Here is a 24,051-nt window from a genome sequence, read left to right as displayed (position 1 = left end):
GGTCCCGCCCACCCCGGCGCTACTCGGCGGCGTCCGCGATGGTGCAGAGGACGGCGCCGCTGGTGACGGCGGCGCCCACCTCCGCAGACAGGCCGGAGATCGTGCCGGCCTTGTGCGCGGTGATGGGCTGCTCCATCTTCATCGCCTCCAGCACGACGACGAGGTCGCCCGCCTCGACGGTCGCGCCGTCCTCGACGGCGACCTTCACGATCGTCCCCTGCATGGGTGCGGTGAGAGAGTCGCCGGACGCGCCGGAGCCGCTGCCGCCACCTCCACGCTTGCGGGGCTTGGCGGCAGCCCCGGGAGCGGCGCCACCGGCAGCCAGGCCCGCGGGCAGGGAGACTTCGAGCCGCCGTCCGCCGACCTCGACGACGACGGTCTGGCGGGGCGCCTCCTCGTCCTTCTCGGACGGCGCGGCGTCGTAGGGCGGCACCTGGTTGTCCCACTCGGTCTCGATCCACCGGGTGTGCACCGTGAACGGCTCACTGGTGAACGCCTCGTCGCGGACGACCGCCCGGTGGAACGGGATGACCGTCGGCATGCCCTCGACCACCAGCTCGTCCAGGGCGCGGCGGGCGCGCTGGAGTGCCTCCGTGCGGGTGGCACCGGTGACGATCAGCTTCGCCAGCATGGAGTCGAAGGCGCCGGCCACCTCACCGCCGGTCTCCACACCGGAGTCCCACCGCACGCCGGGGCCCTGCGGGATCTCCAGGCGGTCCACCGGGCCGGGCGCCGGCATGAAGTTGCGGCCGGCGTCCTCGGCGTTGATCCGGAACTCGATGCTGTGCCCGCGCGGGGTGGGGTCCTCGGTGATCTCGAGGGCCTCGCCGCGGGCGATGCGGAACTGCTGGCGGACCAGGTCGAGGCCGGAGGTCTCCTCGCTGACCGGGTGCTCGACCTGCAGGCGGGTGTTGACCTCGAGGAAGGAGATGGAGCCGTCGACCCCGACCAGGTACTCGACGGTGCCGGCGCCGTGGTAGCCGGCCTCCGCGCAGATCGCCTTGGCGGAGGAGTGGATGCGCTCCCGCTGCTCGTCGGTGAGGAAGGGCGCCGGGGCCTCCTCGACCAGCTTCTGGTTGCGCCGCTGCAGTGAGCAGTCGCGGGTGCCGACGACGATCACGTTGCCGTGGGTGTCGGCCAGCACCTGGGCCTCGACGTGCCGGGGCTTGTCCAGGAACCGCTCGACGAAGCACTCCCCGCGGCCGAAGGCGGAGACCGCCTCCCGGACGGCGGAGTCGAAGAGCTCGGGGATCTCCTCGATCGTGCGGGCCACCTTCAGCCCGCGGCCACCGCCGCCGAACGCCGCCTTGATCGCGACCGGGAGGCCGTGCTCCTCGGCGAAGGCGACCACCTCGTCGGCGCCGCCCACTGGGTCCTTGGTGCCGGGCACCAGCGGCGCGCCGGCCTTGGTGGCGATGTGGCGGGCCTTCACCTTGTCGCCGAGGGCGATGATGGCGTCCGGGGAGGGGCCGATCCAGGTCAGCCCGGCGTCGATGACGGCCTGGGCGAAGTCGGCGTTCTCGGAGAGGAACCCGTAGCCGGGGTGGATGGCGTCCGCGCCGGCCTGCTTCGCGGCGTCGAGGATCTTGTCGATCACCAGGTAGGAGTCGCCGGGCGTGGTGCCGCCCAGGGCGAAGGCCTCGTCGGCCACCCGCACGTGCAGCGCGTCCCGGTCGGGGTCGGCGTAGACGGCGACGCTGGTCAGACCCTCGTCCTTGCAGGCACGCGCCACGCGCACCGCGATCTCACCGCGGTTGGCGATCAGGACCTTCTGCACCGGTGCAACTCCCTCGACTCGACCGAGCCGCAGCCTAGCCAGTGCGCCGGCGGCCGACCGCGCCAGGTGCGGGGGACGGATCGGGCCGGGTCAGCCGCAGTCGACCTCCAGCTGCACCGAGCCGACCGTCTGGGCGTCGTGCGCGAGGGGTGCGTCAAGCGTGAGGTGGGCGCCCGAGACGTCGTACCGGCCGGTCGCCAGGTCCGACGACGTGGAGAGGTCGACGTCGTCCAGCGTGAGCTGCACGCCCTCCGGTTCCGCCTCGAGGCGGATGCGCGCGGTGTCGGCGGAGCCCTCGACCACGGTGGCGTCGCCTGCGTGCGAGCAGGTCCCGCTGAACGGTGCCCGCAGCTCGCCCAGGCCGGAGTAGGCGATCACGGCCGTGCCCGTCGCCGTCCCCTCCGGGAGCCTGGACAGCGCGCCTGCCTCCTCCTCTCCGGCGAGGGACGGCGCCGGAGGGGTCACGGGTGCGGTGAGGGTGGCCGACGCCGGGCCGGCATCCGCGTCGTCACCGGAGTCCGTGCAGCCGGAGATGCCCAGTAGTCCGAGGGCCACGGCGGCCGCGGCAGCCGTCGAGCGCAGCGGCGTCACGGGGTCCCGTCGCCGTCCGTGCCGGTCGGCACCGGCCTCGCGGTGGACGGAGCCCCGGTGGACGGAGCCCCGGTGGACGGTGCACCGGTGGAGGGGGCACCGGTGGAGGGGGCCCCGGTGGAGGGGGCGGCGGTGGACGGGGCGCCGGTGGACGGAGTGGACGGAGCCGGCGTCGTCGCGGATGCCGCCGTGTCCTCCGCCGCGCGCGAGGTGGCGCTCACGGCGCGCTCCTCGACCACCCGCCCGTCGGGCCTCAGCGTGAGGCTGCCGTGCTGGAAGTCGACGCGCGTACCCGCGGCCACCTGCCGCGGGTCGCTGGTCGGGTAACCGAGCGGGCCGTTCTCCATCCGCTGGGCCTGCCAGGCCCCCAGGATGGGCCCGTTGAGCCAGTGGGCCCCGGTGGCCGCCGACCAGTAGATGCGGCCGTTCTGGAAGGCGTGCCACGCGCCGCCGGACGCGGGCAGTTCGCCGGTCACGGGAAAGCCGAGCGGGCCGCGTTCGGCGCCCTGACCTGCCCAGACGTCGAGGATCCCGCCCCTGATCCACTGCGCCCCGGTGGCGGGCGACCAGTAGATGCGGCCGCCCTGGAACGCGGTCCACGCCCCGCCGCCGGCGGCGTACCGCTCGTCGGTCGTCGGGTAGCCGAGGCGTCCGTTCTCGAACCGCTGGGCTTCCCAGGCGGTCAGGATGGAGCCCCACACGAAGTGCGCTCCCGTGGCCGGTGACCAGTAGATGCGGCCCTTGTCGAACAACTGCCAGGCGCCGCCGGTCGCCGGGAGTTCCTCGCTGCGTGGCAGGCCCAGGCCGCCGCGCGGGCCCCCCGTCGCGTAGTAGGTGTCGCCGATCCCGCCCTGCACGCGGGGGATGAGGCCGCCGGGGAACATCTTCTGGACCACGCCGTTCACCGCGGCCACGGTGTGCGCCGAGCCGGCTCCGGCGGGATCGCGGCCGAGGACCACGACGACGTACCGGGAGTCGGCTCCGACGATGCCGGCGGAATGCCGGTAGATGTGGCTGTCGACGCCGGACATCCAGCCCTGCTTCACACCCACCGCGGACTCACGGGGAAGCCCGTCGTGCAGCCCGAACCACTGGTAGACGCCGTCGGTGCCGTGTGAGGTGGCCTGGCGGAGGCAGGCCACGATGAAGTCGCGGTCGCTCGGGGACAGCCCGCCGGTCCCGTCCAGCAGCCCGCGGTAGTACATGGCGATGTCGTGCGCGGAGATCTGCGTCATCCCCCAGTAACGGGGGTTGGTGGGAGGCGTCGTCTCGGTGAGCTGGTAGCGGCCGACGACGTCGCTGACCATGCTGGATCCGCCGAAGCGACTCCAGAAACTGCTGGCGATCGGGTCGTCCGACGACCGGAGCATCACGGCCATGGAGTTCCGGTCCGCCTGGCTCAACGCGATCTGGCCGTGCGCGGCCCGGCGCAGCATGCTGTCGGCGATGAACAGCTTCACCAGTGACGCGGAGCCGAACCGGAGGCGGGCGTTGGCGCCGTTGTCTGCGTAGCTGCCGGTGGCGCGGTCCAGCAGGGCGATGCCGGCCGTCGTCCCCCGGGCGCCGGCCTCGGCGTGGCCCTCGACCACGACCGTGAAGCCGGGATCGGCCTGAGCCACCCCCGTGCCGCCCGCAACCATGGCCACGCCCGCCGCGAGCGCGACGAACGACCTGATCAAACGCATGGACATGCCCACCCCCGTCGCCCCACTGTCACACGGCGCCGGACCGTGCGGCCGCGCGACTGGGGCCGGTGTGACGCAGGGGGCGTCAGCGGCGCCAGAGGTCGGTGATCGCGAGTCCGCGCTTGGCGAGCTGGGTCCGCAGCACGGTCAGCGACAGGCCGACGACCGCGGCCGGATCCCCCTCCACGCGGCGGACGAACGGTGCCCCGAGGCCGTCGAGGGTGAAGGCGCCGGCCACGGCCAGCGGCTCCCCGCTGGCGAGGTACGCCTCGATCTCCGGTGGCGTCGGCGTCGCGAAGTAGACGACCGTGGACGCCACGGCGATGTCCCGGCCGACCACGACGCCGTCCTGGACGTCGAAGAGGGCCTGCCCGGTGTGCAGGATGCCGGAGCGTCCGGCCATCCGCTGCCAGCGGTCGCGGGCCTCGGCGGCGTCGGCCGGCTTGCCCAGCGGCCTGCCGTGGAACTCCAGCAGCGAGTCCGCGCCGATGACCAGGGCGTCCTTCTCCTGCTTGGCGACCGCCGTCGCCTTCGCCGCGGCGAGCAGGGCCACCTGCTCGGCGACGCGCGGGGCCGTCACGGTGGACTCGTCGACGTGGCTGACGACCACCTCCGGCGCGAGACCGGCCTGACGGAGCAGGGACAGCCGGGCGGGGGAGGCGGACGCGAGGACGAGCCTGCGGTCGCTGGTCACTGGGCGAACCTGCCGGACGCGCGCCAGCCGCCGGCACCAACCTGCAGCGCACGACGGTGGCCGTCGGCGTAGGAGGCCCAGGCGCCCACCGGCGTCGGCCGGTGTCGTTCCCGCCGCTGCGACAGGGCAGCGACGACGACGGCCAGGGCGGCGAGCTCCTCGGCGGTGGGTTCGCCACGGAGGACGCGCAGGAGGGGTCGCTGGTCGTCACTCACAGCGGGATGTTCCCGTGCTTCTTCGGCGGCAGCGTCTGCCGCTTGTTGGCCAGCACCCGCAGCGCCTTGGTCACCTGCACCCGCGTCGTGGACGGCGCGATGACGGCGTCGACGTAACCGCGGTCGGCGGCGATGTAGGGGTTGGCGAGGGTGTCCTCGTACTCCGCGATGAGCTCGGCGCGGCGGGCGTCGGGGTCCTCGGCCGCCGCCAGCTCCTTGCGGTAGAGGATGCCGACCGCGCCCTGCGCCCCGACGACAGCGATCTGCGCACTGGGCCAGGCGAGGTTGACGTCGGCGCCGAGGTGCTTGGAGCCCATGACGTCGTAGGCGCCGCCGTAGGCCTTGCGGGTGATCACCGTGACCTTGGGGACGGTCGCCTCGGCGTAGGCGTAGATCAGTTTCGCCCCGCGCCGGATGATGCCCTCCCACTCCTGCGACGTGCCGGGCAGGAAGCCGGGGACGTCGACGAAGGTGAGCACCGGGATGTTGAAGGCGTCGCAGGTGCGCACGAACCGCGCTGCCTTCTCGCTGGCGTCGATGTCGAGCGTGCCGGCGAACTGGGTGGGCTGGTTGGCGACGATGCCCACCGGGCGACCCTCGACGCGGCCGAACCCGATGAGGATGTTGGGCGCGAACAGCGGCTGCACCTCGAGGAACTCGCCGTCGTCGACGACGTGCTCGATGACGGTGTGCATGTCGTAGGGCGTGTTGGTCGAGTCGGGGATGAACGTGTCCAGCTCGAGGTCGGAGTCGGTGAGCGCGTCTGGCAGGACGGTGTCGACGGGCGCCACCTCCAGCGCCGGCAGCGGGTCGAGGTTGTTGCTCGGCAGGTAGGACAGCAGCGCCTTGACGTAGTCGAGGGCGTCGGTCTCGTCCTCGGCCAGGTAGTGCGCGACGCCGGACTTCGTGTTGTGCGTGCGGGCGCCGCCCAGCTCCTCGAGCGTGACGTCCTCGCCGGTCACGGTCTTCACCACGTCGGGACCGGTGATGAACATCTGGCTGGTCTTGTCGACCATCACCACGAAGTCGGTCAGGGCGGGGGAGTAGACGTGCCCGCCGGCCGCGGGGCCCATGACCAGCGAGATCTGCGGGATGACGCCCGAGGCGTGCACGTTGCGCCGGAAGATCTCGCCGTAGAGACCGAGGGAGACCACGCCCTCCTGGATCCGGGCACCGCCGCCCTCGTTGATGCCGACCACCGGGCAGCCGTTCGTCACGGCGAAGTCCAGGATCTTCACGATCTTCTCGCCGTAGACCTCGCCCAGGCTGCCGCCGAACACCGTGACGTCCTGGGAGAAGATCGCGACGGGGCGGCCGTCGACCGTGCCGTAGCCGGTGACGACGCCGTCGCCGAAGGGGCGCTTGGCGTCCATGCCGAAGTTCGTCGAGCGGTGGCGTGCGAACTCGTCGAACTCGGTGAACGAGCCCGGGTCGAGCAGCGCCTCGATGCGCTCGCGCGCCGTCATCTTGCCCGCGGCGTGCTGCTTCTCGACGGCGCGCTCGGAGCCGGCGTGGGTGGCCTCCTGCACGCGGCGCTCGAAGTCGGCCAGCTTCCCGGCGGTCGTGTGGATGTCGATGTCGGCGGGCACGTTCTCCCCGGCGCTCTCCAGTTCGGCGGCACTCACGCGGTCTCGGTCTCCTCGCTGGCGCTCGTACGCGCCCTCGCGGGCGCGATCACGGCCCGTAGCGTAAGGGAGTGCCCGACACGCCCTCACCTCGATGGTCGGATCTGGAGCGGCCGCCGCTCGACGGCCCCGCCCTGTCCGCTGCCCTCACGCGGGACGGCGGCCTGTGGCGGTCCCTCGAGGTGGTCCCGGAGATCGGGTCCACGAACGCGGCCCTCATCGCCCGCGCCTCCGCCGACGAGCCCGAGGGGCTGGTGCTCGTCGCCGAGCACCAGGTCGCCGGCCGCGGCCGTCTCGACCGGATCTGGACCTCCCCGCCGCGTGCGGGGCTGACCGTGTCCTTCCTGCTGCGGCCCGACGTGCCCGCCGCACGGAGGGGCTGGCTCCCGTTGCTGACCGGCGTCGCACTGGGTGAGGCGGTCGGGGAGGTGACCGGGGTCCGTGCGTCGCTGAAGTGGCCCAACGACCTGCTGGCCCTGGACGGCCGCAAGCTCGCGGGGATCCTGGCGGAGAGCTCCGGCTCGCCCACCCGCCCGACGGCGGTGGTGGTCGGGGTCGGGCTGAACGTGTCCACGACGGCGGACGAGCTGCCCGGGACGGGGACGTCGCTGTCCGGCGTCACCGGTTCGACCGTCGACCGCGCGCCCGTCCTCCTCGCGTTCCTGCGGGCGGTCGAACGGCGCTACCGGAGGTGGACGGCGGCGCTCGGCGACCCCGTCTCCTCCGGGCTGGCGGCGGACTACCTCGCGTGGTCGTCGACGGTCGGCACCGAGGTGGCCGTCAGCCTCCCGGACGGCTCCTCCCTCCAGGGGACCGCGACGGCGGTCGACTGGGACGGCCGGCTCGTCGTCGACACGGCCGAGGGGCAGGTCGAGCTGGCGGCGGGCGACGTGCGGCACGTGCGTCGCGTGTGACGGCGGAGAGCCGTTCCCGGCCCCGGGCGACCGGAATGGCCGACGACGCGTGCGCCCTGGGTCATCCTGGCGGCATGTCCTATCCCGACAAGCTGCTCGCCGAGGACGAAGAGGTCGTCCGGCACCTCCATCCGCACTGGCTGACCGTCTTCTGGCCGGTCCTGCGGCTGCTGCTGATCGTCGGTGCGGCGTCCTTCGGTACGGCCGCGATCCCGGTCGGGCGCCAGCAGGGCCTGCTCCGGATGCTTGTGCTGGCGGTCGCCGTCGTCCTGCTGCTGGTCACCGTCCTCGTCCCGCTGCTGCGGTGGCGGACGACGCACTACGTCGTCACCACGCACCGGCTGCTCTTCCGGGAGGGGATCCTCGCGCGCAGGGGCCGGGACATCGGGCTCTCCCGGATCACCGACGTGGCTTACACGCAGACGCTCTGGGACCGCATCATCAACTCCGGCACGCTCACGATCGAGTCGGCGGGTGACAGTGGCCCCACCGTCCTGCGCCAGATCCCCGACAGCGACGGCGTCCAGCAACTGCTCAACCACATGATCGAGGAGGACGCCGACCGCCGGGCGCAGGAGAGCGCGGGGTACGTCGGCGAGTACTACGGCGGACCGTCCGCCCGGTGACGGTGACGGTGACGGTGACGGTGACGGCCGGGGCGGCTCGGCACCCGTGACCCGTGCGTCCCGAGGGGCGCACCGGCCTCGGGACGACGGTCCGGGACCGGTCCGTCACGGCGAGTCCGCAGCGCTTCTGTCGGTGGCTCCGCCTACCGTCCCTGGCATGCGCCTGCTGCACACCTCCGACTGGCACATCGGGCGCTCCCTGCACGGCACCGAGCTGCTCGCCGAGCAGGAGCAGGTCCTCGGCGCCCTGGCCGAGGTGGTCGCGGCCGAGCGGGTCGACGTGGTGCTCGTCGCGGGTGACGTGTACGACCGCGCCGTCCCGTCGGCGGACGCGACGGCCGTGCTCAGCCGTGTGGTGGCCAGGCTCCGCCGGGCGGGTGCCGTCGTGGTGCTGACGCCGGGCAACCATGACTCCGCGCGCCGCCTCGGGGCCTTCTCCGAGCTGCTGGCCGCCGGTGGGCTGCACGTCAGGTCGGAGATCCCGATGCTGGACGAGCCGGTCCTCCTGGCCGACGAGCACGGTGACGTGGCGATCTACGGGCTGCCCTTCCTGGAGCCGGAGGTGGCCCGCTTCGAGCTGGGTCTGCCGGCGGCCCGCAGCCACGAGGCGGTGCTCGCCGAGGCGATGGATCGGGTGCGGTCCGACCTCTTCCTGCGCCCGGGCGCGCGGTCGGTGGTGCTCGCGCACGCCTTCGTCGGCGGTGGTCAGCCCAGCGACAGCGAGCGCGACATCAGCGTCGGAGGGGTGGACCTCGTCCCCGCCGGCGTCTTCGACGGGGTCGACTACGTGGCCCTGGGCCACCTGCACCGGCCGCAGACCCTCAGCCCGAGACTCCGCTACAGCGGCTCGCCGCTCGCCTACTCCTTCGGCGAGGCAGGGCAGCAGAAGCAGGCGTGGCTGGTCGACCTCGACGCCGCCGGCCTGGCCGACGTCCGCCCGGTGCCGCTGCCCACGCCGCGGCCGCTGACCATGCTGACCGGTGAGCTGGACGCGCTGCTGCAGGATCCGGCGCACGACGACGCCGTCGGCCACTTCGTCTCCGCGCGGCTGACCGATCCCGTCCGTCCCACCGACCCGATGCGCCGGTTGCAGACCAGGTTCCCGCACTGCGTGCACCTGGAGTGGACCGGTTCCGGTGCTGCCGTGGATGCCCGCAGCTACCAGGAGCGCCTGCGGGGGCGCAGCGACCTCGATGTCGTGGGGGAGTTCGTCAGCCACGTCCGAGCGGTCCGGGCCACGCCGGCCGAGCGCGACCTGCTGGGCCGGGCCCTGGTGGCCGCCGCCCGGGCGGAGGCGGACGGATGAGGCTGCACACGCTCTCCCTCACCGCGTTCGGGCCGTTCCCCGGGACGGTCGAGGTCGACCTCGACGAGGCCGCGGGCGACGGTCTGTTCCTCCTCTGGGGGCCGACCGGCGCGGGCAAGACGACGCTGCTGGACGCCGTGGTCTACGCGCTGTACGGCACCGTGCCCGGGGCGCGCGGCGAGGAGAAGCGGCTGCGCAGCGACCACGCCGATGCGGCGACCCGCACGGAGGTCTCCTGCGAGGTGACTCTGGCCGGGGAGCGGCTGCGCGTCATCCGGCGGCCCGAGCAGCAGCGCCCCAAGAAGCGCGGCACGGGCTGGACGACGGAGCAGGCCAAGCTCACGGTGCAGCGCTGGACCGGCGGGGAGTGGGCTCCGGTCAGCACCCGCATCGACGAGGGCTCGGAGCACCTCCGGATCCGGCTGGGGCTGTCCGCGGAGCAGTTCTGCCAGGTCGTCCTGCTGCCGCAGGGCGACTTCGCGCGGTTCCTGCGGGCGGAGCCGGAGGACCGCGGACGGCTGCTGCGCACGCTCTTCGACGTCGGCCGCTTCGCGAAGGTCGAGGACTGGCTGGCCGGTGAGCGCTCGGCGGCCCGCGAGCGGCTGGACACCGTGCGGCACCGGATGGGCGCCCTCCTCGCGCGGCTGGCCCAGGTCGCCGACGACGAGGTGCCCGAGGAGCTGGCGCCCGAGCTCGCCGGGGCGGGCCCCGGCACCGGCATCGACCGCTGGGTGGCCCAGTTGCGCGCCGCCGCGGAGAGCCGCCTGGCGTCCGCCGTCCGGGCGGCCGAGGAGGCCGAGGCGCGGACCGCCGCGGTCGACGCCGAGATCAGCGCCGCCCGGGCGCTGGCCGAGCGGCACGTGCGCCGCGACCGGGCGCGGGCGGAACTGGAGCGACTGACCGCCGAGGAGCCCGCGCTGACGCCGCTCCGGGCCCAGCGGGACGCCGGCCGCCGGGCCGAGCCGTTGCGCGACGTCCTGGAGTCCGCCGGCCGGCGTGCACTCGAGGCCGAGCAGGCACTCGAGTCGTTGAAAACCGCCCGTGCCGCCTGGGCCGCGGTGTCCCGGGGCAGGGAGGCCGACGGCCTGCTCGCCCGCGAACTGCGCGACGAGGCGGCGGCGGTGCGTTCCCTGCTGCCGGAGGTGGAGCGCGCGGCGGGTCTCGCCCGGCGCGTGCGGCGGCTCGAGGGCGACCTCACCCGGCTGCACGCGCGCTGCGCGCAGGCCGCCGAGGCCCTGGCCGGCCGGCCCGCCCGGATCAGCGAGCAGGAGGCAGCCGTCGTCGCGGCCCAGGACGCCGCCGCTCGCCTGCCGGGGCTGCACGACCGGCTGACGGCGGCCACGTCGGCCCTGACCGCGGCGCGGTCCGCGGAGCGGCTGGAGCGCTCGGTGGTGGACGCGCGAGGGGCCGCCGCCCGCCAGCGCGAGGCGTGGGTCGACGCCCGCGAGCACTGGGTGACCCTCCGCGCCCAGCGGCTGGACGGCATGGCCGCGGAGCTGGCGGCCGGCCTGGCCGACGGAGCCGACTGCCCCGTCTGCGGGGCCACCGAGCACCCGCGGCCCGCGGAGCCCGGCGGACCGGTCGTCACGGCGGCCGACGAGCAGGTGGCACGCGCGGCCGTCGACGTCGCCGAGACCGCCGCAACCCGGGCGGCCGACGTGGTGGAGCGCCAGGAGCGCGAGCTGGCCGCCCTGCGGGCACGCGCCGGCGACCGGCCGATCGCCGAGCAGGCGGCACTGGTCGAGGAGCTGACCGGGACTGTGCGCGAGGCCGAGGCCGCCGCCGCCGGACTCCCGGCGGCGCGCGCCCGGCTGGCCTCGCTGGTGTCCGAGCGCGACGCGGCCGCTGCGGCGCTGGCCGCCGACCGCGAGGAGGTGCAGGCCCGGTCGGCCGAGCTCGCCGCCGCTGCTACGGCGCGCGACGAGCTGACGGCCGAGCTGGCCGCCGCTCGGGGCGACGACGCCGATCTGCCCTCCCGGATCGCCCGGCTGACCACCGAGGCCGAGCGGTGCGAGGCGGTCGTCGCCGCCGAGGCCGACGAGCTCCGGGCGCGGACCGCCGAGGAGGTGGCGCGGACGGCGGCCGGGCAACGGGTGGTCGAGGCCGGCTTCGCCGACGTGCTGGCCGCCGCGGAGGCCCTGCTCGACACCGGCCGGCTGGCCGCTCTCGACCGCCGCATCGACGGGCACGACCGCGCCCTCTCGGTGGCCCAGGCGGCCGTGGCCGCCCCCGACCTCGCCGACCTGGGACCGCGCCCGGACCTGGACGTGCTGGGGGAGCGGTGCGCGGAGGCAGCCCGCCTGCGGGACGACGCCGCGGCCGAGCTCGACCGCGCCCGTCGCAGTGCCGGGGGGCTGCGGTCCCTCGCGGGCGACGTGACGGCGCTGCAGGTCGAGCTGGACGAACGACGGTCGGCGTTCGACCAGGTGAGCGAGCTCGCCGACCTGGTCAACGGACGCGGCGCGAACGTCCTTCGCATGCGGCTGCAGTCCTTCGTCCTGGCGGCCCGGCTGGAACAGGTGGCCGAGGCGGCCAGCGAGCGGCTGCAGGACATGTCCGGCGGGCGCTACACGTTCCGGCACAGCGACGCGCAGGGCCGGCACGGTGCCCGCGGCGGCCTCGGCCTCGACGTGCTCGACGAGTACACCGGCTGCCGACGGGCCACCAAGACCCTGTCCGGCGGCGAGAGCTTCATGGCCTCCCTGGCGCTGGCGCTCGGCCTGGCCGACGTCGTGACCGCGGAGACGGGCGGCGTCCAGATCGACACCCTGTTCGTCGACGAGGGCTTCGGCACGCTCGACGCGCAGGCGCTCGACGCGGTGATGTCGGTGCTGGACGAGCTGCGGCGCGGAGGCCGGACCGTCGGAGTCATCAGCCACCTCGAGGAGCTGCGCACCCGGATCCCGACGCGGATCGAGGTGATCGCGGGCCGCCACGGATCGCGGCTCGCGGGCTGACCCCCAGCCGTCCCGAGGGAGCCGTCCGGCCGGGGCCGGCGCTGCTCAGCGCGCGGCGGTCGCCCGACCGGTGACGTCGTCGGCGGCGAAGGCCTCCGTCGTCGCGACCGTGTTGCCCTCCATGACCACGGTCCTTCCGGGAGCCGGCGGCGCGACGTCCGACGAAGCCTGCCCGACGCCGGTCAGGCTGACGGCGAAGGCGGAGACCGCGATCTGCGTGCCGCCGACCACCAGGACCATCCCGATGATGGGCAGCCGCATCGTCTGGACCGGATCCAGCTGCCCGAACCCCTGCGAGCCCCACGTCGCCAGCGCCACGACGAACGCCGCGATGCCCAGCAGCACCGAGACGAACCCGAGGACCAGACCCCGCTCCAGAGTGACCCGTTCCAACCACTTCTCCAGCCGTGGACTGCGGGGGAGCAGCCCCAGCCGCCACGCGTAGGCCCGGGAAACCAGAGCAAGGCCACCGACCTGGAGGCCGAGGACGACCAGCGTGGCGCAGGCGAGCATGGTGTGGATGCCGAAGGCGACGCCGCCCACCACGACGGTCCCCGCCGAGAGCAGGGCGAGCCCCAGCAGGCCGCCGACCAGCATCGTCACGGCCGGGTACAGGAAGAGCCAGCGCGGGCTGAACGCCAGGAGGAAGCGCAGGTGGCGCCAGCCGTCGACCCACGTCCGGAGGTGCGGGGCGCGGCTGCGCCCGTCGGGCCGGAGAGTGGTCGGCACCTCCGTGATCCGCAGCCCGGCGAGCGCACTGCGGACGACCGTCTCGCTGGCGAACTCCATGCCGTCGGTCTGCATCCCCAGCGCGCGGATGGCCTCGCGGTCGAAGGCGCGCATGCCGCAGTGGAAGTCGCCGATCGGGACGCGGAAGAAGTGCCGGCCGGCCCAGGAGAGCACCGGGTTGCCGAGGTAGCGGTGCAGGAAGGGCATGGCACCGGGCGCGATCCCGCCCCGGAAGCGGTTGCCCATGACCAGCTGGGCGCCGGCGCGCAGTTCACGGATGAAGGGCTCGAGGTCGTCGAGGGCGTAGCTGTCGTCGGCATCGGCCATGAGCACGTAGCGGCCGCGCGCGGCCTCGATCCCGCCTCGGATGGCGGCGCCGTAGCCACGCCGCGGCACCGCGACCACGCGCGCTCCGGCCGCCTCGGCGATCGCCTGCGACCCGTCGGTGGAGCCGTTGTCGGCGACCACGACCTCCCCGCGGATGCCCAGCTGCTGCATCGAGCGGCGGGCCTTCCGGACGCAGACCTCGAGGGTCTCGGCCTCGTTCAGGCAGGGGAGGACGACGGTCAGCTCGAGTTGCTCAGGGTCCGCGACCCGGTTGCCCTCGATCCGGTACGCACCTGCCGCCTGCGGGTCGATCTCCGGTCGTCGATCGGACAGCGTCATCTCAGGCCACCTCCGGCACATGGGCCACCGCGAACACGGACTTGCCGAAGGGAGCGCCGACCCGCTCCTCCACCCAGCGGGTGGCGGGCACGACCATCCGGTCCCACACCGTCAGCAGGGCGCCGTCACCCGGGCGCATCCGCAGCAGGCGCATGCCCACGAACCACGCGAACAGGCCGGGGACGTCGATGTAGCGGACCTCGTCGACGACCAGCCCGGCCGCCGTCAAGGCCGTCCGCAGACTCTTCCTGGTGTACCGGCGCACGTGTCCAACCTCCCTGTCGAACCGCGACATCGCCAACTGGAACGCCGGGACGATCAACACCACCGAGCCCCCGGGCCGCAGCACCTCGTGCGCGGCGCGCAGGGCCCGGACGTCGTCCGGGATGTGCTCGAGCACGTTGGCGGCGACCAGGGCCGAGTGCGCGGCCGGCTGCGGGGCCAGCACGTTCATCGCCCGGACGTGCACGTCGTCGCGGCCGGCGAACCGCGAGCGCAGCACCGCCAGTCGGTCGGGATCGGCCTCGGTCACGGTGATCTCCGGCAGCCCGGCGTCGAGCCACCGGCACGCGTAGTCGCCCAGCCCGCTCCCGATCTCGACGGGGTGGTCCCCGAGGTGCGGGCGGGCCAGATCGGTCAGCCACGTGTGGTAGTTCACCGCGGAGGCGACGGACTCGAGCGTGCGGCTCTGCAGCGCGGAGTCGCCCAGCGGGCGTCCGAGGTCGGGAGTCGGGCCGTGTCCGGTCATGGATATCCCTTCGCCGTCAGCTGGTCATGCTAGGCGGCGCCGGGCGGACGCCAGGCGGATCCCCGCCGGCGCTGACAGGTTCGCCCGTCCGGGGGACGGCCGGGACGTCGTCCCCGGCCGGGAAGACCCACGCCCGGTAGCCGAGGTAGCGGATGACCGTGCCGACGACGATGGAACCGATGTTCGCCGCCTGGAGCACCAGGGCGCTCTCCTGCTGCAGCGGGTGCCGCACCACCGCGATCGTCAGCACCCCGAGCAGCAGGGTGCCCCCGTTGATCACCGAGAAGCGGAGGTACTCACCGCGCAGGCCCGTGCGGGCGCGATGGGAGAACGACCAGTAGCGGTGGCCCGCGAACGCGACCGTCATGGCCACGGCCGTCGCCAGCAGCTTCGCGGTCACCGCGCCCAGCCCGGCGTTGGCGTAGAACACGTGGAAGAGGCCGACGTCGATCAGGAAGCTGACGGCGCCGACCACCCCGAAGGCGCCGAGCTCCTTGACGAGGAGGCGCCCTCGGGTGTGCAGGGGCGGCCGTGGGGCGGGGGCGGACACACCACGACCCTACGAGGTGCACCGGTCGGACACCGGCTGGCGCGGACCGGTGAGGGGCCGCCCCGTAACCTGGGTGCGCCATGGTCGACCAGCCGCTCCCGCCGATCGCCCTGCCGGTGGTGGCGATGGTGGGCGGGGGACAGCTGTCGCGGATGACGCACCAGGCAGCCATCGCGCTCGGCCAGTCGCTGCGGGTGCTGGCCACCGACCCGGCGGAGTCCGCCGCCCTCGTCGCCGCGGACGTGCAGCTGGGGGACCACCGCGATCTCGCCGCGCTCCAGCGCCTCGCCGACGGCGCGACGGTGCTCACCTTCGACCACGAGCACGTGCCGACCGAGCACCTGCGCGCGCTCGAGGCGGCCGGCCACCGCGTCGCCCCGGGGCCGGCGGCACTGGTCCACGCACAGGACAAGCTGGTGCTCCGGCGGGCGCTCGCCGCGGCCGGCGAGCCGCAGCCGGCCTGGGCCGAGGCGCGCACCGTGCACGACGTGGCCGCCTTCGCCGACGAGGTCGGCTGGCCGGTCGTCCTCAAGACCCCGCGGGGCGGGTACGACGGCAAGGGCGTGTTCGTCGTCCGCGGGCCCGACGAGGCGGCGGACCTCCTCGAGCGCCACGGCGTCCTCCTGGTCGAGGAGCGGGTCGCGATGGTCCGCGAGCTCTCCGCACAGGTGGCCCGCTCGCCCTTCGGCCAGGTGGCGGTGTGGCCCGTCGTCGAGACGGTCCAGCGCGACGGGGTCTGTGCCGAGGTGGTGGCCCCGGCCCCCGGCCTCGCCGAGCACCGGGCCACGGCGGCGCAGGAGCTGGCCATCCGGATCGCCGACCGGCTGGGTGTCGTCGGCATGCTCGCCGTGGAGCTGTTCGAGACCGCTGACGGCGTGCTGGTCAACGAGCTCGCGATGCGGCCGCACAACTCCGGGCACTGGACCATCGAGGGTGCGCGCACCAGCCAGTTCGAGCAGCACCTGCGCGCCGTCCTCGACTACCCCCTGGGCGAGACGGCCATGACCGCCCCCGTGGTCGTGATGGCCAACGTGCTGGGCGGGGCCGCAGCCGAGGAGAGCTGGTCCGGGCCGCCGCTCGACGAGCGCATCCACCACTTCATGGCGCACTGGCCCGGCGTCAAGCTGCACTGGTACGGCAAGGGACAGCGGCGGGGCCGCAAGCTCGGCCATGTCACGGCTCTCGGCGACGACGTCGCGGAGGTCCGGTCGCGGGCCGTCGCCGCCGCCCGCTACCTCGCGGACGGCGTCGTCGACGAGGCGTTCGCCTTCGACCACGACGCTTTCGACCACGACGCCGTCGATCAGGAGCACCGAGTCATCGAGCGCAGGGGAGAGACGTGACCGGCCCGAGTGGGGACCCCGTGGTCGGCATCGTCATGGGGAGCGACTCCGACTGGCCCGTCATGGAGCCGGCGGCCCAGGCGCTGGAGGAGTTCGGCGTGCCGTACGAGGCGCACGTCGTCTCGGCCCACCGGACCCCGCGCCGGATGCTCGACTACGCGGAGACGGCGGCCGGGCGCGGCATCCGCGTGATCATCGCCGGCGCCGGGGGAGCGGCCCACCTGCCCGGCATGGTCGCCGCCGCGACGCCGCTGCCCGTCATCGGCGTCCCCCGGGCGCTGGGCCGGCTGGACGGCATGGACAGCCTGCTGTCGATCGTGCAGATGCCGGCCGGGGTGCCGGTCGCGACGGTGGGCATCGACGGCGGGCGCAACGCCGGCCTGCTCGCCGTCCGCATGCTCGCGGCGTCCGATGACACGCTGCGGACGGCGGTCGAGCGCTTCCAGGCGGACCTGGCCGACCAGGTGGCGGCGCGGGACCTCACCTTGCAGGAGCGTCTCGCTTCGGACCAGGCGTCCGCGGGCTTACGATCTACCGGTGGGTAACAACGCTGGGCTCTACGCCCTGACCGAGGAGCACGAGGCGATCCGGGCGGCCGTCCGCGACATCGCCGAGCGGGAGATCGCGCCGTTCGCCGCCGAGGTGGACGCGGACTCCCGCTTCCCCGTCGAGGCGCAGAAGGCACTGACGGCCGCCGGCTTCCACGCCACCCACATCCCGGAGCAGTACGGCGGCGAGGGTGCCGACGCGATCGCGACCTGCATCGTGATCGAGGAGGTCGCGCGGGTCGACGTCAGCGCCTCGCTGATCCCGGCCGTGAACAAGCTGGGCTCGATGCCGATCATCCTGTCGGCCTCGGAGGCCGTGAAGCAGCTGGTCCTGCCGCCGATCGCCGCCGGCGACGCGATGATCAGCTACGGCCTGTCGGAGCGGGAGGCCGGCTCCGACGCCGCCGCGATGACGACCCGTGCCCGTCTCGACGGCGACTCCTGGGTCCTCAACGGCACCAAGGCGTGGATCACCAACTCGGGCATCTCCGAGTGGTACACGGTCATGGCGGTCACCGACCCCGAGAAGAAGGCCAACGGCATCTCCGCCTTCGCCGTCCACCGCGACGACCCGGGCTTCGCCGTCGGCCCGAAGGAACGCAAGATGGGCATCAAGGGCTCGCCCACCTGCGAGCTGTACTTCACCGACTGCACGATCCCGGCCGACCGGATCATCGGCGCGCCCGGCACCGGCTTCAAGACCGCGCTGCGGACCCTGGACTTCACCCGGCCCACCATCGGGGCGCAAGCGGTCGGCGTCGCCCAGGGCGCCCTGGACGCATCGGTGGCCTACGTCAAGGAGCGCAAGCAGTTCGGCACGAGCATCGGCAGCTTCCAGGGCGTGCAGTTCATGCTCGCCGACATGGAGATGAAGATCGAGGCGGCGCGGCACCTCGTGTACGTCGCTGCCGCCGCCGGTGAGGCCGGCCGGCCCGACGTCACCCGGGTGTCCGCCTCGGCCAAGGCCTTCGCCTCCGACGTCGCGATGCAGGTGACCACCGACGCCGTGCAGCTCTTCGGAGGCGCCGGCTACACCCAGGACTTCCCGGTCGAGCGGATGATGCGCGACGCCAAGATCACCCAGATCTACGAGGGCACCAACCAGGTGCAGCGCATGGTGATCGCCCGCTCGCTGCTGCGCTGACCGTGGGCACGGGCTCCGACCATCCGGTGGGGCTCGTGTGACAGGAGGGTGACCGGAGGTCGGTGCGCCCCGCTCCGGACGCCTTTCCGCCGACCCGCCGTTAGGGTGACCGCGACGGACCGGTTCGGTTCGACCACGGAGAGTCGCCGCGCGCGGTGAACCCTGACGGCGGGAGTGCGGGCTTGCCCTTCGACTACGACCAGTTCCGGGAGGCGCGGCGGTTCGCGTCCCTCGACGGGGTGCGGGGCATCGCTGCGGTCGCCGTCGTCATGTTCCACTTCGGCGGGCCGTCGTTCGCCTGGGCGTCGGGCTGGCTCGGCGTGCACGTCTTCTTCGTGCTGTCCGGCTTCATCATCACCACCCTGGCGCTGCGCGAGGAGGAGCGGAACGGGCGGATCAGCCTGCGGAACTTCTACGTCCGGCGCATCTTCCGCATCTGGCCCGCGTACCTGTTCGTCCTGGCGCTGCTGGTGGCCCTCTTCGTCGCCCGCGGCGAGTTCGCCTCCCGCGAGGTGGCCGAGACGCTGCCCTGGTACCTGACGTTCAACAGCGACCTGCACCTGGGCGACATCTTCTACGGCCACACCTGGACCATCGCCATCGAGCAGCGGTTCTACCTGGTCTGGCCCCTGCTGGCCTTCCTCCCCTGGATCCCGGCCGTGCGCCGCCACCGCCTCGGCCTCCTGGCCGCGATCTTCCTCGTCGGCGCCGCCCTCTGGGGAGTCGTCGGGCACTACGCGGTGCACTACCTGGTCATCGCCGTCGGCTGCCTCGTCGCCGTCCTCATGCACGACCGCCGGACCTTCCCGGGCGTCGCCGCGCTGGCCCGCCCGCTGCCCGCGGCCCTGTGCTGGGCGGCCTTCGCCGTCTACCACCTGGCGGTCCCGTCGCTCGTGCGCGCGGCCGGCGGCGAGCCGCTGGTGATCATGGGCTACGGCGTCATGGTCGGCCTGATCCTGCCCTCGTTGGTCGCCCTGCCCGCCCTGACCCGGGTCTTCGGCGGGCGCGTGATGCGGTGGTGGGGGGAGCGTTCCTACTCCCTGTACCTGGTTCAGCAGGTGGCCGGCTGGGCCCTCGCGACCCTGGTGCCCGTCTTCGGCACCCCGCGGCTCCTCTCCGCCGTCGCCGTGGTGCTGTGCTCCGCGGTCATGGCCGACCTCGTGCACCGGTGGGTGGAGCAGCCCGGTATCGAGCTGGGCCGCCGCTTCGTGTCGCGACCCGGGCGGCGCAGGTCCCCGGTGGTGCCGCCGGCCATGGCGCCGGCCACGCCGCCGGTCGCCCCGCAGGCTGACGTCCCGGCCACATTCGCCGGTGGCGCCCTCCCGTCCCCGCGGGCGGTCGGCGCACGCCCGGTGGGCGCGCACCGCGGCTGACGCCGCGCACCCCCGGCCGGGCCGTCGCAGGCCGCGCGCCCGGGGCGCAACGGGTCAGCCGGCCTCGGCCGGCCGGCCTAGCTCGCGGACCCCGTCCACCCGGCAGCCCAGGGTGGCGGTGACCCGTTCCGTCGCGGCACGGCCCGGGAGCGCCTCCGGAACCGCGTGGCGGCACAGGACCAGCGAGGCGCCGGCGGCCAGCGGTGCCAGGAGCCAGGCCACCGGCCCTGCTTCCGCGGCGGTCCGCTCGTCGACCATGACCCGGTCCCCGGCCACGATCCCGAGCCGGCCCGCCAGCTCCCCGGCCGCCTCCACGAGGCCGCCGAGGGTCAGCTCCAGCGCTCCGGCCACCAGGCCGGGGGCGGCCGGGTCGAGCACGCCGTAGGGCACGAAGCGGTCGCCGGCGGTCCGCACCTCGAGCGCGAAGTCGCGGGCCTGCCCGGCGTACCCGGTCATCCCCGCCCCCAGCGGGTGCAGGGAGAGGCCGAGGAGCTCGGCGTCGGTGGTCTCCTCGATCGCCGGGAGCCGCTCCCGCTCGGCGAGGACGACGTCGACGCCGGTGAGCCGGCCGTCGTCCTCGGCCGCGGTGTCGACGACGGTGGCCCCGCAGCTCCACGCCCCCAGGAGGACCGCGGCGGTCTGCCAGTGCACCGGGAGGGCGACGGCGACGGTGCTGCCGGGGCCGATGTCGAACTCGTCCTGCAGCAGGTTCGCCGTCTTGGCCACCCAGTTGTCCAGGGTCGAGGCCGAGAGCTCGACCCGTTCACCCGTCGCGTCGTCGTAGTGCGTCAGCAGGGGCCGGGCCGGGTCACGGTCCCGGGCGTTCGCGAGCAGGGCGGCAGGTCCGGCGACACGCATGCCGCCCAGGATCCCAGGTCGCGAGCGACGGAGCCCGACCGCGGGGGCGCCGAGCCCGGCGCGCGGCCGGGCTCAGCGGCGGGGTGGACTCAGCGGCGGGTGGGCGGCTCGCCCTCCTCGAGGGCCTCGCTGGCCGCCACCGGGTCGTAGGCGCAGGCGTCGGCGGCGTTGGTCACCGGGGACTCCGAGGCCGGAGCAGGCTCCGTGGGTGCCGGAGCCGGCGCGCCGCCGGTCCCGGTCGTCGCCCCGCCCGCCGGGGCGGGCTCCGCAGGGGTCGGCGTGGGCGACGGGGTCGCGGCGAGGGCGTCCTGGACCGTCGACCGGATCAGGTCGAAGTCGGGGTACGCGGGCCGGATGACGGAGTCGTCGAAGACGACGCTCTGCATGCCGGCGTCCTTCACCTTCAGCGCCAGGTCCGCGAAGTCACCGACGACGGCCTGGGGGATGTCGGTGCTCACGATGTCCTGGGTCGTCGCCGCGATCTGCTGGTAGCGGCTCAGCATGGTCATGGGGTCCGCGGCTCCGACGATCGCGTTGATCATGCAGCGCTGACGGTCCATCCGCTGGTAGTCCGAGAGACCGAACCGGCCGCGGGCGTACTGCAGAGCGCGCGTGCCGTCCATGTGCTGGTTCGGTCCGGGCGCGATGTAGTCGTCGGGCAGCGAGCCGGTTCCCGGGTCGCCACCGACCGGCACGAAGTAGTTGACGTTCACCGTGATGCCGCCGAGCGCGTCGATCAGCTGGCTGAAACCGTCGAGGTTGACCAGGACGTAGTAGTCGAGCGTCAGGCCCAGCGCCTCGCCGACACCCAGCTTGAGGAAGTCCGCCCCGGGGTTGTCCGTCGGGCCGAGGATGTCCGGGTGCGCGGCCGGGCCGTTCCGGTAGACGGCGTTGAGGAGGCTCTCGCTCTCGCTGCCCGCGTCGAACCCGTCCGGGTAGACGTCGTGCAGCGGGCTGTCCTCGGGGAACGGCAGCTCCTCGAGGTTGCGCGGCAGGCTGAACGTCGTCGTGGCGCCGGTCTGCGTGTCGATGCTCGCGACGATCACCGTGTCCGTGCGGACGCCGGTCCGGCCGTCGCCGCCGTCACCGCCGAGCAGGAGGATGTTGACCCGCTCCTTGTCGGCCCACGGGTCGGCCTTGGCCTCGGGGACGGTCGCGGACTCCACGTCGTCGCCGAAGAGGCCGGTGATGAGGTTGCGCTGGACCGACGCGAGGTGCGCGGCCTCGAACGCCGGCGCCGCGACGCCCAGTGCCAGCAGGGTGACGAGCACGCTGCCGAGGACGTGCTGGCCGCCGGTCGTGGAGTCAGGGGCCAGGACCCGGTAGCCGGCGATGACGGTGAGGGACCACACGATGGCGAGGCCCACGACCGCGGCGATGATCAGGAGCAGCCCGGTGGGGCTGACCGCCAGCCGCACGGCGAGCTCCTGGCCGGCCGTCGCGAGATAGGCGCCCATGGCGACGAGTGCGACGAACGCGGCGAGCAGGAGGGCGCCGGTCCTCTTGTAGCCGGCCGCCAGGAAGGCGGTGCCGGGGAGGATCGTGTTCAGGACGGTCAGGCCGAGGGTCTGACCGAAGCCGCGGGCGTGGTGGTCGTGCGTGGTGGCCGCGTCGCGTCCGCCACGGCGTGCCCCGCCGGCAGCTGCCGGTCGCCGGAGCTCTTCGCCGCCGCGACGCGTGGTCCTGGGGCGCGGCGGACGGCCGGCGCGGGGGTCCAGGCGCGGCGGGAGTGCCGGGCCACCGGCCGGCATCACCTGCGGGTCGCGCTGTCGGCTCACCGGCTTCCTCACGTTCGGGGACTGGGATCGGATCGGTCTGGCCCGACCGTGTCGTTCGCCGGCCGCGATGGAGCTGGGCCGATCGGCTGGATCCGATGGTAAGCATGCTGACGTCGCCCCGGGACCTTCCGACACCCGCTGCCGGACGCCACGGAACTCCCCTGGGGCACGGGTATTCACATCGGACCCAGCCGCCCCAGCGGGACCGGTCCGTGACATCGCCCGGGGCGGAACCGGCTCACCACCGCTCCGCAGGCAGGCCGGGCCGGGGCGTTGCTAGCCTCGCGGGCATGCCGAGAAGCCCGGAGGAGGGCGCCGGACCGGGCCGCCTCCGCCGGGTCGGCCGCGGCGTGGTCACCCGGCTCGGTCGGGCCGCGGTCCGGCACGCCGGTCTCCTGACCCTGGTCGGTCTCGGTGTCGCGCTCCGGGTGCTCGCGACCCTCGCCTACGTGCCGGCCTTCTCCTTCGCGGACTCGTTCTCCTACCTGGAGGTGGCCCGCACCGGCGACGCCGAGGTGCACCGCACCTGGGGCTACTCCGGCTTCCTCGCGCTCGTCGACGGTTTCCTGGGCTTCCGGTACCTCGTCGTCGTCCAGCACGTCCTCGGGGTCGTCGCCGCCGTCCTGGTGTACGCCCTGCTGCAGCACCGAGGGGTGCGCCGGTGGGTGTCCTGCCTGGCCGTGGCGCCCCTGCTGCTCGACGGTTACGTCGTGATGCTCGAGCACTACGTGATGGCCGACTCCCTCTACGTGCTGCTGCTCGCGATCGCCGTTGTGCTCGTGCTGTGGCACGAGCGGCCGCCGTGGTGGGCGGCGGGCGCGGCCGGCGCCGTCCTCGCACTCGGGCTGCTGACGCGCACGGTGGGGCTCGCAGTCATCGGTGTCGTCGGCCTCTACCTCCTCGTGCGGCTGGTGCGGCGCACCGTCGGCTGGACGGCCGTCGCGGCGACGGCCGTCGGGATGGCCGCGGTGGTCCTGCCCTACGTCGTCTGGTTCCACGGGCACACCGGCGTCTACGCACTGAGCGACTACACCGGCCACTTCCTCTACGGACGGGTCGCTCCGTTCGCCGACTGCGAGAAGGTGGACGTCCCGGCCGGGCTGCGCGGCCTCTGCCCCGACGGTCCGGAGGAGGAGCGACCCAATCCCGACTTCTTCGTGTGGCACCCGGACAGCCCGGCCAACAGCGGGCGGTACACCGACGAGGACCTGCGGGAGTTCTCCGAACTCGTCCTGCGCGGGCAGGCCATGGAGTACCTCGGCGGGACGGCCGGGCGGACGGCTGACTACTTCCTCCCCGGCCGCACGGCCGGTGCCCACGACTCCTGCGCCGCCTACTGGTGGTTCCCCGCCTCGCACACCCATGAGGCGGCCGGCCCGCTCGACTGCCCCGCACAGCTGTCGCGCCAGGGCTTCGAGCTCGAACCGGTGGAACCGGTCCTGCGGTCCGCGCCGGCCGACGTCCTGGCGCGCTACCAGGACTGGGTCCACACGCCGGACTTCCTGCTGGGCGGGCTCGTCGTCGTGGGGTTGTCCGGCCTCGTGCCGCACCGCCGGCGGCCGCGCTGGCGGGACAACCTCGATGCAGTGTTCTGCGTCGTCGCCGGGGTCGCGCTGGTGGCGGTCCCGTCGGCGACCGCGGTGTACGACCACCGGTACGGGCTCCCGCTCCTGGTGGTGCTGCCAGTGGCAGCCGCGCTGGCCTCCCGGTCCTGGTCGCGGGACCGGGGAGCCGAGGCCCCTGCGGCGGCCGAGCAGCCACCGCCGGTGCGCCCTGCGGTCGGCTCGCTGACCTAGCAAGGTCACACCGGCGAAGGGTTCGTAATCGGCGGGTCGGAGACGCTACGTGACGGCGTCGTCACCTACCTTGGATCACGTCCATGCCGCGGGCCTCGACGCCGGCGCGCGCGCCTCGTTTCTGGAGG

Annotated in this window: 20 protein-coding genes; 9 read left to right on the top strand and 11 right to left on the bottom strand. The window is 74.0% G+C overall.

The window, feature by feature from the left end; translation table 11 throughout:
- Positions 1–19: 19 nt before the first annotated feature.
- From CRP30_RS01990 to CRP30_RS01965, 6 genes are all read right to left on the bottom strand, one after another.
- Positions 20–1,777 (bottom strand): acetyl/propionyl/methylcrotonyl-CoA carboxylase subunit alpha, encoded by a 1,758-nt coding sequence (locus CRP30_RS01990; protein ID WP_200814498.1) that lies wholly within the window; start codon positions 1,775–1,777, stop codon positions 20–22.
- 90 nt (positions 1,778–1,867) lie between these two features.
- A complete protein-coding gene (locus CRP30_RS01985) occupies positions 1,868–2,368 on the bottom strand; it encodes a hypothetical protein (protein WP_097182287.1) in 501 nt (166 codons plus the stop codon).
- Entirely contained in the window at positions 2,365–4,053 is a 1,689-nt protein-coding gene (locus CRP30_RS01980) for a hypothetical protein (RefSeq protein ID WP_143278386.1), read from the bottom strand. The genes CRP30_RS01985 and CRP30_RS01980 overlap by 4 nt, the downstream gene beginning before the upstream one ends.
- Positions 4,054–4,138: 85 nt before the next feature.
- Positions 4,139–4,747 carry a Maf family protein gene (locus CRP30_RS01975; protein WP_097182285.1) on the bottom strand — a complete coding sequence of 203 codons (609 nt, stop codon included), beginning with the start codon at positions 4,745–4,747 and terminating at the stop codon, positions 4,139–4,141.
- Positions 4,744–4,962 (bottom strand): acyl-CoA carboxylase epsilon subunit, encoded by a 219-nt coding sequence (locus CRP30_RS01970; RefSeq protein WP_097182284.1) that lies wholly within the window; start codon positions 4,960–4,962, stop codon positions 4,744–4,746. Before CRP30_RS01970 ends, CRP30_RS01975 begins: the two co-directional genes overlap by 4 nt.
- The gene (locus tag CRP30_RS01965; protein WP_097182283.1) at positions 4,959–6,587 is read right to left on the bottom strand and encodes an acyl-CoA carboxylase subunit beta; all 1,629 of its coding nucleotides are present in this window, start codon (positions 6,585–6,587) and stop codon (positions 4,959–4,961) included. Before CRP30_RS01965 ends, CRP30_RS01970 begins: the two co-directional genes overlap by 4 nt.
- Positions 6,588–6,658: 71 nt before the next feature.
- On the opposite strand from CRP30_RS01965, the gene CRP30_RS01960 reads away from it, so the two are divergent.
- From CRP30_RS01960 to CRP30_RS01945, 4 genes are all read left to right on the top strand, one after another.
- Positions 6,659–7,501, top strand: a complete 843-nt coding sequence (locus CRP30_RS01960) for a biotin--[acetyl-CoA-carboxylase] ligase (RefSeq protein WP_097182282.1) — start codon at positions 6,659–6,661, stop codon at positions 7,499–7,501.
- 74 nt (positions 7,502–7,575) lie between these two features.
- Positions 7,576–8,127 carry a PH domain-containing protein gene (locus CRP30_RS01955; protein ID WP_097183068.1) on the top strand — a complete coding sequence of 184 codons (552 nt, stop codon included), beginning with the start codon at positions 7,576–7,578 and terminating at the stop codon, positions 8,125–8,127.
- 157 nt (positions 8,128–8,284) lie between these two features.
- Entirely contained in the window at positions 8,285–9,433 is a 1,149-nt protein-coding gene (locus tag CRP30_RS01950) for an exonuclease SbcCD subunit D (protein WP_097182281.1), read from the top strand.
- Complete coding sequence (locus tag CRP30_RS01945) at positions 9,430–12,390, top strand: AAA family ATPase (protein WP_097182280.1); 2,961 nt, start codon at positions 9,430–9,432, stop codon at positions 12,388–12,390. Before CRP30_RS01950 ends, CRP30_RS01945 begins: the two co-directional genes overlap by 4 nt.
- Positions 12,391–12,435: 45 nt before the next feature.
- Here the strand turns inward: CRP30_RS01945 and CRP30_RS01940 are convergent, their stop codons facing one another.
- The 3 genes from CRP30_RS01940 to CRP30_RS01930 are packed head-to-tail and all read right to left on the bottom strand — an operon-like array spanning position 12,436 to position 15,083.
- Positions 12,436–13,785 carry a glycosyltransferase family 2 protein gene (locus CRP30_RS01940; RefSeq protein ID WP_097182279.1) on the bottom strand — a complete coding sequence of 450 codons (1,350 nt, stop codon included), beginning with the start codon at positions 13,783–13,785 and terminating at the stop codon, positions 12,436–12,438.
- Position 13,786: 1 nt separating this feature from the next.
- On the bottom strand, positions 13,787–14,533 hold the full coding sequence (locus CRP30_RS01935) for a class I SAM-dependent methyltransferase (protein WP_097182278.1): 747 nt from the start codon (positions 14,531–14,533) through the stop codon (positions 13,787–13,789).
- A 16-nt stretch (positions 14,534–14,549) separates the two neighbouring features.
- Positions 14,550–15,083: a GtrA family protein gene (locus tag CRP30_RS01930; RefSeq protein ID WP_097182277.1), complete on the bottom strand. Its 534-nt coding sequence runs from the start codon at positions 15,081–15,083 to the stop codon at positions 14,550–14,552.
- Between the two features lie 80 nt (positions 15,084–15,163).
- On the opposite strand from CRP30_RS01930, the gene CRP30_RS01925 reads away from it, so the two are divergent.
- The 4 genes from CRP30_RS01925 (at position 15,164) to CRP30_RS01910 (ending at position 19,491) form a co-directional block, all read left to right on the top strand.
- Positions 15,164–16,426: a 5-(carboxyamino)imidazole ribonucleotide synthase gene (locus tag CRP30_RS01925; RefSeq protein WP_097182276.1), complete on the top strand. Its 1,263-nt coding sequence runs from the start codon at positions 15,164–15,166 to the stop codon at positions 16,424–16,426.
- Complete coding sequence (purE, locus tag CRP30_RS01920; RefSeq protein WP_439647015.1) at positions 16,423–16,971, top strand: 5-(carboxyamino)imidazole ribonucleotide mutase; 549 nt, start codon at positions 16,423–16,425, stop codon at positions 16,969–16,971. Before CRP30_RS01925 ends, purE begins: the two co-directional genes overlap by 4 nt.
- The gene (locus tag CRP30_RS01915) at positions 16,964–18,118 is read left to right on the top strand and encodes an acyl-CoA dehydrogenase family protein (RefSeq protein ID WP_097182275.1); all 1,155 of its coding nucleotides are present in this window, start codon (positions 16,964–16,966) and stop codon (positions 18,116–18,118) included. Before purE ends, CRP30_RS01915 begins: the two co-directional genes overlap by 8 nt.
- Before the next feature lie 182 nt (positions 18,119–18,300).
- Complete coding sequence (locus CRP30_RS01910) at positions 18,301–19,491, top strand: acyltransferase family protein (protein ID WP_097182274.1); 1,191 nt, start codon at positions 18,301–18,303, stop codon at positions 19,489–19,491.
- Positions 19,492–19,545: 54 nt separating this feature from the next.
- On the opposite strand, the gene CRP30_RS01905 is transcribed toward CRP30_RS01910, so the two are convergent.
- Both CRP30_RS01905 and CRP30_RS01900 read right to left on the bottom strand, forming a co-directional pair.
- On the bottom strand, positions 19,546–20,349 hold the full coding sequence (locus CRP30_RS01905) for a TIGR03089 family protein (protein ID WP_097182273.1): 804 nt from the start codon (positions 20,347–20,349) through the stop codon (positions 19,546–19,548).
- An 89-nt stretch (positions 20,350–20,438) separates the two neighbouring features.
- Positions 20,439–22,127 (bottom strand): LCP family protein, encoded by a 1,689-nt coding sequence (locus CRP30_RS01900; protein ID WP_235003117.1) that lies wholly within the window; start codon positions 22,125–22,127, stop codon positions 20,439–20,441.
- Positions 22,128–22,417: 290 nt separating this feature from the next.
- On the opposite strand from CRP30_RS01900, the gene CRP30_RS01895 reads away from it, so the two are divergent.
- A complete protein-coding gene (locus tag CRP30_RS01895) occupies positions 22,418–23,923 on the top strand; it encodes a phospholipid carrier-dependent glycosyltransferase (protein ID WP_143278385.1) in 1,506 nt (501 codons plus the stop codon).
- Positions 23,924–24,051 lie beyond the last annotated feature (128 nt).

This window comes from Blastococcus haudaquaticus, from assembly GCF_900230285.1.
Taxonomy (GTDB): Bacteria; Actinomycetota; Actinomycetes; order Mycobacteriales; family Geodermatophilaceae; genus Blastococcus_B; species Blastococcus_B haudaquaticus.
Note: the sequence above shows the minus strand (reverse complement) of the source record. Positions and strands in the feature narration are given on the sequence as shown.

Coding starts and splice junctions, on each gene's coding strand:
- CRP30_RS01980 (WP_143278386.1), bottom strand. CDS start 4,053: ATGCGTTTGATCAGGTCGTTCGTCGCGCTCGCGGCGGGCGTGGCCATG.
- CRP30_RS01955 (WP_097183068.1), top strand. CDS start 7,576: ATGTCCTATCCCGACAAGCTGCTCGCCGAGGACGAAGAGGTCGTCCGG.
- CRP30_RS01950 (WP_097182281.1), top strand. CDS start 8,285: ATGCGCCTGCTGCACACCTCCGACTGGCACATCGGGCGCTCCCTGCAC.
- CRP30_RS01945 (WP_097182280.1), top strand. CDS start 9,430: ATGAGGCTGCACACGCTCTCCCTCACCGCGTTCGGGCCGTTCCCCGGG.
- CRP30_RS01940 (WP_097182279.1), bottom strand. CDS start 13,785: ATGACGCTGTCCGATCGACGACCGGAGATCGACCCGCAGGCGGCAGGT.
- CRP30_RS01935 (WP_097182278.1), bottom strand. CDS start 14,533: ATGACCGGACACGGCCCGACTCCCGACCTCGGACGCCCGCTGGGCGAC.
- CRP30_RS01925 (WP_097182276.1), top strand. CDS start 15,164: ATGGTCGACCAGCCGCTCCCGCCGATCGCCCTGCCGGTGGTGGCGATG.
- CRP30_RS01905 (WP_097182273.1), bottom strand. CDS start 20,349: ATGCGTGTCGCCGGACCTGCCGCCCTGCTCGCGAACGCCCGGGACCGT.
- CRP30_RS01895 (WP_143278385.1), top strand. CDS start 22,418: ATGCCGAGAAGCCCGGAGGAGGGCGCCGGACCGGGCCGCCTCCGCCGG.